The 13,833-nt window shown below is 74.0% G+C and carries 14 protein-coding genes; 12 read left to right on the top strand and 2 right to left on the bottom strand.

From position 1 onward, the window contains the following. Positions 1-21: 21 nt before the first annotated feature. The 3 genes from ABEA04_RS14305 to ABEA04_RS14295 are packed head-to-tail and all read left to right on the top strand — an operon-like array spanning position 22 to position 2,633. Positions 22-1,176, top strand: coding sequence for a flavin reductase family protein (locus ABEA04_RS14305; protein WP_345459705.1), 1,155 nt, complete (start codon positions 22-24; stop codon positions 1,174-1,176). Between the two features lie 33 nt (positions 1,177-1,209). Then, positions 1,210-2,379: a fatty acid desaturase family protein gene (locus ABEA04_RS14300; protein WP_345459702.1), complete on the top strand. Its 1,170-nt coding sequence runs from the start codon at positions 1,210-1,212 to the stop codon at positions 2,377-2,379. Beyond that, entirely contained in the window at positions 2,376-2,633 is a 258-nt protein-coding gene (locus tag ABEA04_RS14295) for a hypothetical protein (RefSeq protein WP_345459699.1), read from the top strand. The genes ABEA04_RS14300 and ABEA04_RS14295 overlap by 4 nt, the downstream gene beginning before the upstream one ends. On the opposite strand, the gene ABEA04_RS14290 is transcribed toward ABEA04_RS14295, so the two are convergent. Then, positions 2,619-3,023: an MmcQ/YjbR family DNA-binding protein gene (locus ABEA04_RS14290; protein ID WP_345459696.1), complete on the bottom strand. Its 405-nt coding sequence runs from the start codon at positions 3,021-3,023 to the stop codon at positions 2,619-2,621. The two genes, ABEA04_RS14295 and ABEA04_RS14290, sit on opposite strands and share 15 nt — an antisense overlap. A 17-nt stretch (positions 3,024-3,040) precedes the next feature. Then, positions 3,041-3,700, bottom strand: a complete 660-nt coding sequence (locus ABEA04_RS14285; RefSeq protein ID WP_345459693.1) for an acetoacetate decarboxylase family protein — start codon at positions 3,698-3,700, stop codon at positions 3,041-3,043. Positions 3,701-3,723: 23 nt separating this feature from the next. On the opposite strand from ABEA04_RS14285, the gene ABEA04_RS14280 reads away from it, so the two are divergent. The 9 genes from ABEA04_RS14280 to ABEA04_RS14240 all read left to right on the top strand — a co-directional run bounded on the left by ABEA04_RS14280 (position 3,724) and on the right by ABEA04_RS14240 (position 13,804). Further along, positions 3,724-4,056, top strand: coding sequence for an antibiotic biosynthesis monooxygenase family protein (locus tag ABEA04_RS14280; RefSeq protein ID WP_345459691.1), 333 nt, complete (start codon positions 3,724-3,726; stop codon positions 4,054-4,056). A gap of 52 nt (positions 4,057-4,108) precedes the next feature. Further along, entirely contained in the window at positions 4,109-5,512 is a 1,404-nt protein-coding gene (locus ABEA04_RS14275; RefSeq protein WP_345459689.1) for a glycine--tRNA ligase, read from the top strand. Between the two features lie 16 nt (positions 5,513-5,528). Next, complete coding sequence (locus ABEA04_RS14270; RefSeq protein WP_345459687.1) at positions 5,529-6,257, top strand: fimbrillin family protein; 729 nt, start codon at positions 5,529-5,531, stop codon at positions 6,255-6,257. A 50-nt stretch (positions 6,258-6,307) separates the two neighbouring features. Then, on the top strand, positions 6,308-7,471 hold the full coding sequence (gene dusB, locus ABEA04_RS14265; RefSeq protein ID WP_425577040.1) for a tRNA dihydrouridine synthase DusB: 1,164 nt from the start codon (positions 6,308-6,310) through the stop codon (positions 7,469-7,471). Between the two features lie 264 nt (positions 7,472-7,735). Beyond that, positions 7,736-8,620, top strand: coding sequence for a VldE C-terminal domain-containing protein (locus ABEA04_RS14260; RefSeq protein ID WP_345459681.1), 885 nt, complete (start codon positions 7,736-7,738; stop codon positions 8,618-8,620). Between the two features lie 55 nt (positions 8,621-8,675). Then, positions 8,676-9,950 (top strand): deoxyguanosinetriphosphate triphosphohydrolase, encoded by a 1,275-nt coding sequence (locus ABEA04_RS14255; RefSeq protein ID WP_345459678.1) that lies wholly within the window; start codon positions 8,676-8,678, stop codon positions 9,948-9,950. Positions 9,951-10,478: 528 nt separating this feature from the next. After that, positions 10,479-11,414, top strand: a complete 936-nt coding sequence (locus tag ABEA04_RS14250) for a 2-hydroxyacid dehydrogenase (RefSeq protein ID WP_345459676.1) — start codon at positions 10,479-10,481, stop codon at positions 11,412-11,414. 9 nt (positions 11,415-11,423) lie between these two features. After that, complete coding sequence (gene dnaG / locus ABEA04_RS14245) at positions 11,424-13,307, top strand: DNA primase (RefSeq protein WP_345459673.1); 1,884 nt, start codon at positions 11,424-11,426, stop codon at positions 13,305-13,307. After that, entirely contained in the window at positions 13,304-13,804 is a 501-nt protein-coding gene (locus tag ABEA04_RS14240) for a hypothetical protein (RefSeq protein WP_345459671.1), read from the top strand. Before dnaG ends, ABEA04_RS14240 begins: the two co-directional genes overlap by 4 nt. Positions 13,805-13,833 lie beyond the last annotated feature (29 nt).

Below are 13,833 nucleotides of genomic sequence, written 5' to 3'. Positions count from 1 at the left end.
AGCCGGCATCGGAGGCACCTCGTGAGCACGCTCGCCCCGCTCGCTCCTCTCGGCCGCCGGGTGCTGCGATCGCGCGTCCTGGCCGCGTTGGCCAGCCCCCACGGCGTCGACCGCTACCTCGAGCTGGTCAACCCCATGTGGGCCGCGCAGGACGTGCGAGCCCGCGTGGTCGACGTCCGCCGCGAGAACCCGGACGCCGTCGACTCGGCCCCGGTCGCGACGCTCACCCTCGAGCCCACCTCGACCTGGCGCGGGCACCGCGCCGGCCAGTACGTGCAGGTCGGCGTCGACCTGCCCGGCTCGGCGCGGCGCCTGACCCGCTGCTTCTCGATCTCCTCGGCCGCCTCGGTGCCGGGGGAGCGCATCACGCTCACCGTGCGCGCCCACGACGAGGGCCAGGTCTCGGCGTTCCTGGTGCGCGAGGCGCGGCCGGGCCAGATCCTGCACCTGAGCCAGGCGCAGGGCGACTTCGTGCTCGACCAGAGCCCCGCGACGCCCACCAACAGCCACCTGCTCTTCATCACCGGCGGCTCCGGCATCACCCCGGCGATGTCGATGCTGCGCACGCTGCTGCGCGACGGCTACGAAGGCAGGGCCGGCCGGCGCGTCACCTTCCTGCACTACGCCCGCTCCGAGGACGACCAGATCTTCGCCGAGGAGCTGGCCGCGATCGCGGCGGGCGACAACGACGTCGACGTGCAGCTGCGCTACGGCGACCACGTCTTCTCCGAGTTCGAGCTGCGCCGCCTGGTGCCGACCTTCCGCGACCTCGACACCTGGGTGTGCGGGCCGGCCGGCCTCACCCAGCTGGTGGTGGCCGCCTACGACGGCTCGCCCCGGCTGCGCACCGAGCTCTTCAAGGCGCCGCGCCCGTCGTCCGGCACCGACGGCTCGGCCGAGGGCGAGGTCTCGTTCGCCGGCGCGGGGGGCGAGCCCGTCACCGCCGCCAACAGCGGCGCCACCCTGCTCGAGCAGGCCGAGGCGCTCGGGCTGCGCCCGGAGTTCGGCTGCCGCATGGGCATCTGCTTCTCCTGCACCTCGCGCAAGACCGAGGGCACCGTGCGCAACGTGCTCACCGGCGCCACCTCCTCGCTGCCCGAGGAGGACATCCAGATCTGCGTCAGCGCCCCCGAGGGCGACTGCGCCGTCGAGCTGCCCACCCCGCCCCACGCCTGACCCCCCGCCTGACGAAGGAGAGGACCCACCGCCATGGCTGCACAGACCATCGAGGACGTCGTCGAGCGCGCTGTCGAGTCGATCGACGAGACCGCCGTCAAGCGCCGCACCTGCGAGCTGAGCGACGAACAGCTCGAGCAGTTCGGCGCCGAGCTCGACGCCATCCGGCAGCGCGTGCTCGCCGACCTCGGCGAGAAGGACGCCTCCTACATCCGCAAGGTCGTCAAGTGGCAGCGCGGCCTGGAGATCGCCGGCCGCGCGCTGTTCTACCTGCCGCCCGCCTGGCCGCTGGCCGTCGCCGCCCTCAGCGTGTCGAAGATCCTCGACAACATGGAGATCGGCCACAACGTGATGCACGGCCAGTACGACTGGATGGGCGACCCCGGGCTGAACTCCCGCATGTACGAGTGGGACAACGTGTGCCCCAGCGACCAGTGGAAGTACAGCCACAACTACATCCACCACACCTTCACCAACGTCCTCGGCAAGGACCGCGACATCGGCTACGGCATCCTCCGCATGGACGAGGACCAGAAGTGGCACCCCTACTACCTGGGCAACCCGCTCTACGCCTTCCTGCTGATGGTCTTCTTCGAGTGGGGCGTGGCGCTGCACGACCTCGAGGTCGAGAACATCGTCAACGGCACCCGCAGGATCGAGCAGAACAAGGCCCTGCACGCCGGCATCATGCGCAAGGTCAAGCGCCAGGCGCTCAAGGACTACCTGCTCTTCCCGGCGCTCACCGGCCCGCTGTTCCCGCTCACCTTCGCCGGCAACGCCGTCGCGAACCTGGTGCGCAACGTCTGGGCGTTCAACATCATCTTCTGCGGCCACTTCCCGGCCGGCGTCGCCACCTTCAGCGAGGAGGAGTGCGAGGACGAGTCGCGCGGCCACTGGTACTACCGCCAGCTGCTCGGCTCGGCCAACATCACCGGCGGCAGGCTGTTCCACCTGATGACGGGCAACCTGTCGCACCAGATCGAGCACCACCTCTTCCCCGACCTGCCGGCGCGCCGCTACCCGGAGGTCGCCGAGGAGGTGCGCGAGATCTGCCAGCGCTACGGCCTCACCTACAACACCGGCCGCCTCGGCCAGCAGCTCGGCAGCGTGGCCCGCAAGATCTGCCGGATGGCGCTCCCGCCCCGCAAGGGTGCCGCGGGCGAGCGGGACGCCGCCCCGGCGTCCGCCACACTGGCCTCGTGACCGACGAGCCCACCGGCAGCGACCGTCTCTCCAAGGCCGAGATCAACAAGGACAGCGTCCAGGCGGCCGCGGAGGCGGCCGCCACCACGGTCGGCGAGGTCGCCACGATCGTCACCACCGCGGTCAGGGACGTCGCCCACGCGCTCGGCAACCTGGCCACCGAGATCTTCGAGATCCGCGACTCCGCCCGTCGTGCCGGCCAGGACGCCGACCCGTCGGACATGTCTGACGGGTCGGCGTCAGAGCAGGCGTGACAGCTTCGCCGGCGCGAGCAGGCGGTAGCTCTCGGTGACCAGCTCGGGCACCTCGGTCCAGTCGGTGCGCTCGTCGAGCACCAGGGCGAGCACCGTGGGCGCCCACGGCGGCTTGAGGTAGGGCCAGCCGGCCGCCTCGAGGGCGAGCAGCTCCTCGCCGTCCGCCCGGAACGTCACCACCGGGACGGCGTCGAGCCCGCCCAGGGTGGGCGAGCCGGCGTACTCCCGTGCCCGGTCGGCGGTGAGCACCAGCACGTGCGCGAACGTGCGCGTGCGCACCCGCCAGCGGACGCCGGTCCAGGCGTCCTCCTCGTAGGCCTCGGGCAGCGCGAGCGCGACCCGGCCGACCCGCGCCACCAGCGCCGGGTCGGGCTCGGGACGGCCGCGCACCACCGGACGACGTCCGCTCAGCCGAAGTCGAGCCGGAAGTCGGCCACGCGCACCGAGCCCAGCTGCCGCGCGTCGCGCAGGTAGGCGAGCGGCCCGTCGGCCGCGAGGTCCCAGCGGGCGCGGGCCGGCAGTACGCGCGCCGTGCCCCGCATCCGGGTGACGAGGTCGCCGCGGCCGGCGTCCGGGTCGGCGCCGGGCAGCGGAGGCTGGTGGGTGCGGCCCGCGAACGGCACGCGCGGCGCGAGGCGCGAGACGTCGCGGAACGAGGCCTCCGCGATCGGATGACGCGCGCGGGACGCCGTCCAGTCGGTGGTCGAGACCGGGCCGCGGTGGGCGCTGTCGAGGTCGAAGTCGCACAGGCCCTTGGGGATCGCCCACAGCTCGCGGCCGCCGGCCATCGAGGCGGGGGAGTCGACCCAGATGTCGGTGATCGTCACCGCCCTGCCCTGGGAGCGGCCGAGCGCCCGCGCCACCAGCAGCTCGGAGTAGGTCAGCACGCTGCCCTCGGCGTACTGCACGAACGCGGCGAGGTAGAGGCCGCCGGGGCGCGACCCGGCACCGGCGCCGTCGCTCACCCGGAACGCCGTCACCCACATCGACCCCACCAGCCGCCAGGGGGCGGCGGGGTGCTCGACGTCCTGCTGCGGGGCCTCGGGCCCGGCCGGCTCGGTGGTCACGCGCCCGACCCTAGGGTGACGGGGTGATCGTCGTGAACCGGTTCCGCGTGCCCGCCGGCGACGGGTCGCAGGCCGCGGCGTCGTTCCGCGCCGACCTGCAGCGGGCCCACGAGGCGCTCGCCGCGCGTCCCGGCTACCTCGCGGGCCACCTCGGCCGCAACGTCGACGACCCGGCGCTGTGGGTGCTGGTGACCACCTGGGAGCACGTCGGCGCCTACCGCCGCGCGCTGTCGGCCTACGACGTCAAGCTGCACGCCGTCCCGACCCTCTCGCGCGCCCTCGACGAGCCCAGCGCCTACGAGGCGGCCGAGCCCGGCACCGACCTCAACACCCGCGACGCCCGGTCGATACCCTGACCGCTCCCCGCGTCGGCAGCCAGCCGTCGCGCCCAGCGACCGGAGCCTCCTCGTGCCCAAGCCGCCCCCGTCCGTCGTCGACCACGTCGTCTCGCTGGCCAAGCGCCGCGGCTTCGTCTACCCGTGCGGGGAGATCTACGGCGGCACCCGCTCGGCCTGGGACTACGGCCCGCTCGGCGTCGAGCTGAAGGAGAACATCAAGCGCCAGTGGTGGCGCGCGATGGTGCAGTCGCGCGACGACGTCGTCGGCCTCGACTCCTCGGTGATCCTGCCGCGCCAGACGTGGGTGGCCAGCGGCCACGAGAAGACCTTCACCGACCCGCTCACCGAGTGCCAGTCGTGCCACAAGCGTTTCCGAGCCGACCACCTGCAGGAGGCGGCGGCGGAGAAGAAGAGCGGCGAGGACGTCGACCCCGACAGCATCGACCTGGCCACGCTGGCCTGCCCCAACTGCGGCACCCGCGGCGCCTGGACCGAGCCGCGCCAGTTCTCCGGCCTGCTCAAGACCTACCTCGGCGTCATCGAGAACGAGGAGGGGCTGCACTACCTGCGCCCCGAGACCGCGCAGGGCATCTTCCTCAACTTCGCCAACGTCGTCACCAGCCAGCGCATGAAGCCGCCGTTCGGCATCGCGCAGGTCGGCAAGAGCTTCCGCAACGAGATCACGCCCGGCAACTTCATCTTCCGCACCCGCGAGTTCGAGCAGATGGAGATGGAGTTCTTCGTCAAGCCCGGCGACGACGAGCAGTGGCACCAGTACTGGATCGACGAGCGCATGAGCTGGTACGTCGACCTCGGCGTCCCGAAGGACGACCTGCGCCTGTACGAGCACGCGCAGGAGAAGCTCAGCCACTACTCCAAGCGCACCGTCGACATCGAGTACCGCTTCGGCTTCGCCGGCTCGGAGTGGGGCGAGCTCGAGGGCATCGCCAACCGCACCGACTTCGACCTCACCACGCACTCGCAGGCCTCCGGCAAGGACCTCAGCTACTTCGACCAGGCGGGCGACGAGCGCTACACGCCCTACGTCATCGAGCCGGCCGCCGGCCTCTCGCGCAGCCTGATGACCTTCCTGTGCGCCGCCTACCAGGAGGACGAGGCCCCCAACACCAAGGGCGGCGTCGACAAGCGCACCGTGCTGCGCCTCGACCCGCGCCTCGCACCGGTCAAGGTGGCCGTGCTGCCGCTCTCGCGCAACGCCGACCTCTCGCCCAAGGCGCGCGACCTCGCCGCCACGCTGCGCCGCAGCTGGAACGTCGACTTCGACGACGCCGGCGCGATCGGCAAGCGCTATCGCCGCCAGGACGAGATCGGCACGCCCTACTGCGTGACCGTCGACTTCGACACCCTCGAGGACGACGCCGTCACGGTGCGCGAGCGCGACACGATGCGCCAGGAGCGCATCGCCATCGACCGGGTCGCGGCCTACGTGGCCGAGCGCTTCGTGGGCGCCTGAGTCCCCGGTGCCGCAGGTGAGGCTCCGCGCGGTCCCCACGGCCCTGCTGGTGGCCGCGCTGGTCGCGGGAGCCACCGGGCTCGCGGGCTGCGGCGGCGACGACGAGCCCGACAGCGCGCCCAGCGAGTCGGTCGCGGCCACCGGCGAGCCGTCCGCGACCGACTCGTCGGGCACCGACGCGGCGACGCCGGCCGCGGACGACACGGACTACCTGCCGGTGCCCGACGGCGTCCGGCTGACGCCGCCGGGCCGCGAGCTGCAGCTGCGGCGGCCCGCCGCCGTGGCCTGGCAGCCGCGCCAGGACGTCGTCGCCGTCGCGCGCGTGGAGGCCCGGCGCATCCAGCGCAGCAGCGTCGCGGCGACGCTGAAGGGCTACGACCTGGCGGGCTCGGCCGTGCGCGGGCGCACGCCCTACTTCGTGACGTTCCGGGTGACGAACCTGGGCGAGACCGATCTCGGCGGGCAGCAGCTGCCGGCCTACGTCGTGGGGTCCGACGGCCGGTTGGTCGCGCCCACCGGCATCGACCGCCGGTTCCGGCCCTGCCCGGGCTCGACGTTCCCGGAGTCCTTCGCGCCCGGTGACGAGACGACGTCCTGCCTGATCTTCCTGCTGCCCGACGACCTCGAGCCCGACGTCGTCGTCGTGCGGCCGCCCGAGGGCGTCGAGCCGCTGATGTGGCGCGGGGCCGTGACGCCCTACCGGGCGCCCGACGCCGACCGCCCCCGGCGCGGCCGCGACCGCTGACGCGGTTTGGACGTGACGCCGCCCGGCTCGACAATCGAGGGGTGAGCACGCTGACCGCGACGACGACGACCGCCGCGCCCCCGCTGCGGCTCGGGTCGCTCGAGGTCGCCACGCCGGTGGTGCTCGCGCCGATGGCCGGCATCACCAACGCCGCGTTCCGGCGGCTGTGCGCCGAGCAGGGCGCCGGCCTCTACGTGTGCGAGATGACCACCTCGCGCGGCCTGGTCGAGCGCGACGAGACCACGCTGCGCATGCTGTTCTTCGACGAGCGCGAGACCGTGCGCTCGGTGCAGCTCTACGGCACCGACCCGGTCTACGTCGCGCGGGCCACCCAGATCCTCTGCGAGGAGTACGGCGTCGCCCACGTCGACCTCAACTTCGGCTGCCCGGTGCCCAAGGTGACCCGCAAGGGCGGCGGCGGCGCGCTGCCGTGGAAGCGCACCCTGCTCGGCCAGATCCTGCGCGGGGCGGTCGCCGCGGCCGAGCCCTACGGCGTCCCGGTGACGATGAAGACCCGCAAGGGCCTCGACGACGACCACCTCACCTACCTCGACGCCGGCCGCATCGCCGAGGAGTCCGGCTGCGCGGCGATCGCGCTGCACGGCCGCACCGTCGCGCAGGCCTACAGCGGCGCCGCCGACTGGACGGCGATCGGCGCGCTCGTCGACCACGTCTCGATCCCGGTGCTCGGCAACGGCGACATCTGGGAGGCGGCCGACGCCGTCCGCATGGTCGAGCAGACCGGCGCCGCCGGCGTGGTGGTCGGGCGCGGGTGCCTGGGCCGGCCGTGGCTGTTCCGCGACCTCGCCGACGCCTTCGCCGGCGCCCCGAGCCGGGCGCTGCCCACTCTGGGCGAGGTGCGCGCGATGATGCGCCGCCACGCCGAGCTGCTGTGCCACCACCTCGGCGAGGAGCGCGGCTGCAAGGAGTTCCGCAAGCACGTCTCGTGGTACCTCAAGGGCTTCGCGGCCGGCGGCGAGCTGCGCCGCGCCCTGGCGCTGGTCGAGCGGCTCGACCAGCTCGACGCGCTGCTGGCGCAGCTGGACGACGACGAGCCGTTCCCGGTGGCCGAGCTCGGCACGCCGCGCGGTCGCCAGGGCAGCCCGCGGTCGCGGGTCGTGCTGCCCGAGGGGTGGCTCGACGACACCGACGGCACCCGGCCCGACGGCGGGCCGGTCGTGCGCGAGGACGCCGGCGAGGCCACCGGCGGGTGAGCCGTCTCATACTCCACAACTCGACTCGGAATTTGCCCGCCGCGCGACGGTCTGTGCTTCACTCGACGCTCGTGCCCGTCACCGGGGGGTCGGGCCACGTCGTCGTGGCTGCCTCCTGACCCGGTCACCGACCTGTTCGCAACTGCAAAGGAATTCAGCGCTGTGGCCCATGCTCGCCACAAGCGGGAGACCAATGCCCGCCTGCCCCGTCTGTTGAAGGGGCGTCGTCCCTCGGCGGCCGTCGTCGCCGCTCCGCTCGCCGTGATGGCGACCGCCGGAGCCGTCTCGTTCGGCGTCGCCACCACCCAGCCCGGGGCCCTGCCGTTCGCGGCCGGACCCGCCGCCGGCGAGGCCTCCGCCGTCGCCATCGACGCCGCCGGGCGGGAGCGGGTCACCGTCTCCCGCGGCGAGCGCCGCGAGCGCGCGACGTCCGACGAGGCCACGCCCGGGGCCGGCTCGACCGGCGACGACGCGACCGCCGAGACGCTGCGCACCCCGGCCAGCTCGAGCAAGCAGGCCGCGCCCACCGCGCAGCCCTCGCCGTTCGAGAAGGCCTTGCAGCCCGCCGCGGTCGAGAAGGCCATCGCCGGTGCCGACACCGAGCTGTGGACCACCGCGCCGCTCAACCTCTGGACGACCCCGGGCGACGACGCCGAGATGACCGGCGAGGTCGCCCCCGGCGAGGAGGTGCTCGTCACCGGGCGCACGCTGGGCGACCGCCAGGAGATCGTCTGGAAGGACGACCAGACCCGCTGGGTCACCGAGGGCTACCTCTCCGAGGACGAGCCGATGACGCTCGGCGGCGACTGCACCAACGGCACCTCGGTGCCGAGCGGCGTCAGCGAGAACATCAAGAAGGTGCACGCCGCGGTGTGCGCCGAGTTCCCCGACATCACCACCTACGGCACCTTCCGCAGCGACGGTGAGCACAGCCAGGGCATCGCGGTCGACATCATGGTCTCGGGCGACTACGGCTGGCAGGTCGCGGAGTTCGTGCGCAAGTACTACGCCGAGCTGGGCGTCAGCTACGTCATCTACTCGCAGAAGATCTGGTCGGTGCAGCGCTCCGGCGAGGGCTGGCGCTCGATGAGCGACCGCGGGTCGGTCACCGCCAACCACTACGACCACGTCCACGTCACGACCTACTGAGCCGCGGGCCGGTGGGCTCTCGAGCCGTCGGGCGCGGCCACTAGCCTCCGACCCGATGGACGCCGAGGACCTCTACGACGAGCACGACCGTGAGCGGCGGGTGCTCGAGCCGCCGAAGCGGGTCGAGGCGCCGGTGCGCACCGCCTTCGAGCGCGACCGGGCGCGCGTCGTCCACGCCGCGTCGTCGCGGCGGCTGGCGGCCAAGACCCAGGTCGTGGGGCCGGCGTCCGACGACTTCGTGCGCAACCGGCTGACGCACTCCCTCGAGGTGGCGCAGGTGGCGCGCGACCTGTCGCGGGCGCTCGGCAGCCAGCCCGACATCGCCGAGACGGCGGCGCTCGCGCACGACCTCGGGCACCCGCCGTTCGGGCACAACGGCGAGCGGGCGCTCGACGCGGTGAGCCAGGCGTGCGGCGGGTTCGAGGGCAACGCCCAGACCCTGCGGCTGCTGACGCGGCTCGAGGCCAAGACCTTCGCGCCGGGCCACGACGGCGCCTCGGCCGGGCTCAACCTGACCCGGGCGACGCTCGACGCGTGCGTGAAGTACCCGTGGCCGGCCGACGAGGCGCCGTCCGCGGGCGGGGTGCATGCCGACGGCTCGTCGCGGGTGGGCCGCAAGTTCGGCGTCTACGACGACGACCGGCCGGTCTTCGACTGGCTGCGGGCGCCCGGCGCCGGCCGCCGGCAGTGCCTCGAGGCGCAGGTGATGGACCTCGCCGACGACGTCGCCTACTCGGTGCACGACGTCGAGGACGGCGTCGTCGCGGGCCGGCTCGACCTCACCCGTCTCGACACGTCGGCGGTGTGGTCGACCTTGCGGTCGTGGTACCTGCCCGACGCCGACGACGCCGAGCTGGACGACGCGCTGGCCCGGCTGCGCCGCGTCGGCGGCTGGCCGAGCGAGCCCTACGCGGGCAGCCGGCGCCACCTCGCCGCGCTGAAGAACCTCACCAGCGACCTCATCGGCCGGTTCTGCGGCGACGTGCAGGCCGCCACCTTCGCCGCCGCCGACGGGCCGTTCGTGCGGTTCGCCGCCGACCTCGTCGTCCCGCGCGGCACGCTCGTCGAGATCGCGGTGCTCAAGGCGCTGGCCGCCCACTACGTGATGCAGGCCGCCGACCGCGTCGCGCTGCTCGAGCGGCAGCGCACCCTCGTCACCGAGCTGGTCGCCGTCCTGCTCGACCGCGGCCCCGACGTCCTCGACCGCCCCTTCGCCGACGACTGGCGCGCCGCCGGCGACGACGCCGCCCGGCTGCGCGTCGTGGTCGACCAGGTCGCCTCCCTCACCGACGCCAGCGCGGTCGCGCGGCACGCGGTGCTGGTGGGGTAGGTCCGTTCCCGGTCGGGTCGGGTCGGGGTGGCGGTGGGTCAGTTCCCGTCCGCGATGGTGAAACGGTCACTGGGTCACCGCTGGTCGGGGCTCGGGCGGGGTGGCGGTGAGTCAGTTCCCGTTCGTGGGGCCGGAACGGTCACTGGGTCACCGCTGGTCGGGGCGGCACCGGGGCGGCGGTGAGTCAGTTCCCGTTTGTGCTGCTGAAACGGTCACCAGGTCACCGCTGACCCGAGTCCGGCCCGGTCGGCGGTGCGTGGGCCACGCTCCTGGACGCCGTGACGGTGGCTGACGCACCGCCCATGCGGCCCAGCCCGGTCGGCGGTGCGTGGGCCACGGTTCCGGACGCCGTGACGGTGGCTGACGCACCGCCCATGCGGCCCAGCCCGGTCGGCGGTGCGTGGGCCACGGTTCCGGACGCCGCGACGGTGGCTGACGCACCGCCCACGCGGCCCAGCCCGGACCACGCCGCGACTGTGGCTGACGCACCGCCCACCCCGGCCGAGCGCCCCGCCTACCCTGAGACCCGTGCCCGACCCCCTCGTGTGGCTGCCGTTCGACCCCGCCGAGCTCGACGAGGCCGGGGGAGCGCCGGCGGGGCTGCGCTACGAGGTGGTCGACGCCACCGGGCAGGTGCCGGACTCCGTCGCCGACGTCCGGTTCTACGTACCGCCGTACTCCGTCGGGCCCGAGGTCACCGCCGCGATGGAGCGGATGACGGCGCTCGAGGTGGTGCAGACACTCACCGCCGGCGTCGACAACATCGCCCACGCGGTGCCCGACGGCGTCACGCTCTGCCGCGGCGAGGGCATCCACGACACCTCCACCGCCGAGCTCGCCCTCACGCTCACGCTGGCCGGGCTGCGCGGCGTCCCGCACGCCGTCCGTGCCGCCGACCGCCGGGAGTGGGCGCCGCAGTGGTGGCCCGCCCTGGCCGACAAGCGGGTGCTGCTGCTCGGGCACGGTGCCATCGGGCGGGCGATCGAGCGCCGGCTCGAGCCGTTCGAGGTGGACGTCGTCCGCGTGGCCCGCACGGCCCGCGGCGGTGACCGTTCGGTGCACGCCCTCGACGACCTGCCCGACCTGCTGCCCACCGCCGACGTGGTGGTGCTCGTCGTCCCGCTGACCGACGCCACGCGCGGCCTGGTCGACGCCGACTTCCTCGCCCGCATGAAGGACGGCGCCCTGCTGGTCAACGTCGCGCGCGGCGCCGTCGTGGTCACCGACGACCTCCTCGCCGTGCTGCGCACCGGCCGCGTCACCGCGGCCCTCGACGTCGTCGACCCCGAGCCGCTGCCCGCCGACCACCCGCTGTGGGAGGCGCCGGGCCTGCTGCTGACGCCGCACGTCGGCGGCGCGAGCAGCGCGATGTGGCCGCGGGCGCGGCGCGTCGTCCGGGCGCAGCTGGAGCGCTATGCACAGGGGGAGCCGCTCGCCGGTGTCGTCCCGCCGGACGGTCCGTAGGATCGGCGGGTGGCAGGCCGGTTCCGCGAGGACGACATCCAGGAGGTGCGCGACAAGGTCCGCATCGACGAGGTGATCGGCGAGCAGGTCACGCTGCGCAACGCCGGCGGCGGCAACATGAAGGGCCTGTGCCCCTTCCACGACGAGAAGTCCCCCTCGTTCAATGTCACCCCCTCCCGCGGGCTCTACCACTGCTTCGGCTGCCAGGAGAGCGGCGACGCGGTCACCTTCGTGATGAAGATCGACGGCCTGTCGTTCACCGAGGCGATCGAGCGGCTGGCCGACCGGGTCGGCGTCCAGCTGCGCAAGGTCGACGACGACGGCCAGCCCGCCCAGCGCCCCACCGGCCCGCCGCGCAGCAGGCTCGTCGAGGCCAACCGGCTCGCGCAGGAGTTCTACGCCGAGCAGCTCGCCGGTCCGGACGCCGTCGCGGGGCGGCAGTTCCTCGCCGAGCGCGGCTTCGACCGCGACTCCGCCGCCCACTTCGGCATCGGCTTCGCCCCGCGTGACGGCGGGGCGCTGCGCCAGCACCTGCGCGGCCGCGGCTTCGACGACGGCATCCTGCTGGCCGCCGGCCTGGTCAAGGCCAGCCAGACCTCGGGACGCTCGGCCTACGACACGTTCCGGGGGCGGCTGCTGTGGCCGATCCGCGACACCAGCGGCGCGGTGCTCGGCTTCGGCGCCCGCCGGCTCTTCGACGACGACCGCGTCGAGGCGAAGTACCTCAACACCGGCGAGACCGCGCTCTACAAGAAGAGCCAGGTGCTCTACGGCATCGACCTCGCCCGCGTCTCGATCGGCAAGTCGTCGCAGGCCGTCGTCGTGGAGGGCTACACCGACGTCATGGCCTGCCACCTCGCCGGCGTCACCACCGCGGTGGCCTCGTGCGGCACCGCCTTCGGCGACGAGCACACCCGGGTGCTGCGGCGCTTCCTCATGGACCACGACGAGTTCCGCGGCGAGGTGATCTTCACCTTCGACGGCGACAGCGCCGGCCAGGCGGCCGCCCTGAAGACGTTCAAGGGCGACCAGAACTTCGTGGCCCAGACCTACGTGGCCGTGCAGCCCGACGGTCTCGACCCGTGCGACCTGCGCATCAAGGAGGGCGACGTCGCCGTCCGCGACCTCATCGCGAGCCGCGAGCCGCTCTACCGCTTCGTGCTGCGCAACGTGGTCGAGAAGTACGACCTCGACCGGGCCGACGGCCGCATCGGCGCGGTGCGCGAGGCGGCCGGTCTGGTGGTCAGCAGCCGGGACGCCGCCGTCGCCCGCAGCTCGTTCGCCCGCGAGATCGCCGCGCTCACCGGCGTCGACCCGGTCGACGTGCAGACCGAGGTCGAGCGGGCCGCGCGGCGTCCGGCCGGCAGCGCGCCGGCGCCCGCCCCCGAGGCCGCGCCGCGGCCCCGGGTGCCCGACCCGCGCGACCCCCGCTTCGCCATCGAGCGCGAGACGCTCAAGCTGGTGCTGCAGCACCCCATGGCCATCGGCCGCACCACCGCCGACATCGGCGCCAACGACTTCACCCACCCCACCTACCGCGCGGTCTGGCAGCTCGTGGCCGACGCCGGGGGCACCGTGGCCGGCGCCGACGACCCCGGCTGGGCCGGGCGGCTGCGCACGGCCGCGTCGGCCACCGACCACCCCGGCCTGGTCGCCACCGTGGGCGCGCTCGCCGTCGAGCCGCTGATGAAGGAACCCGACGCCGCCTACATCTCGCACTACGTGTGGCGCCTGCTCGAGCTGACGGCGCTGCGCCGCATCGCCGAGGTCAAGGCCCGCATGCAGCGCAGCAACCCGCAGCAGACCGAGGAGTACGGCCGCATGTTCGGCGAGCTCGCCGCCCTCGAGCAGTACCGCCGCACGCTGCGCGACCGCCTGGTCGGCGACACGTGAGGCGGCCCACCCGGCGTCCGCCGCGGCCCGACCTGCCCGTCGGATCGGGGGAGCGGCTGCTCGCCTGGGCGCACACCACCGACGGCGGCGCCGTCGGCGGCACCCGCGACGCGTTCTACCTGCCCGAGCGTCTGCCGTGGGAGCAGGTCGAGGCCGCCGACTGGGACGTCGACACCACCACCCTCACCGTCACCGAGGTGGGCCGCTGGGGCGAGGTGCGGCCCCGGCACCGGCTCGAGCTCGACGACCCCGACCGGCTGCTGCAGCTGGTGCGCGAGCGGGTCACCGCCTCGGTCGTGCTGGTGCGGCACGTGCCGGTCGACGGACGCCGCGGCCTGCGCGTCGTCGCCCGCCGCGCCCCCGGCCGTCTCGACGGCCCCGACGACCTCGCGTGGGTCTACGAGTTCGACGCCGGCGTCGACCCCGACGACCCCGCCGTCCGCCTCGCCGCCGCCGAGGCCCTCGCCGCCGCGCGGGCCGAGGTCGGGCTGGGCTGAGCCGCCCGTCGTCCCGTTCGATCGAACGG

Origin of the sequence: Nocardioides marinquilinus, from assembly GCF_039543705.1 — a bacterium.
GTDB lineage: Bacteria > Actinomycetota > Actinomycetes > Propionibacteriales > Nocardioidaceae > Nocardioides > Nocardioides marinquilinus.
Note: the sequence above shows the minus strand (reverse complement) of the source record. Positions and strands in the feature narration are given on the sequence as shown.

What these genes read in the sequence shown, in the direction of transcription:
- ABEA04_RS14300 (WP_345459702.1), top strand. Translation starts at nt 1,210, where the DNA reads ATGGCTGCACAGACCATCGAGGACGTCGTCGAGCGCGCTGTCGAGTCG.
- ABEA04_RS14260 (WP_345459681.1), top strand. Translation starts at nt 7,736, where the DNA reads ATGGCGACCGCCGGAGCCGTCTCGTTCGGCGTCGCCACCACCCAGCCC.
- ABEA04_RS14255 (WP_345459678.1), top strand. Translation starts at nt 8,676, where the DNA reads ATGGACGCCGAGGACCTCTACGACGAGCACGACCGTGAGCGGCGGGTG.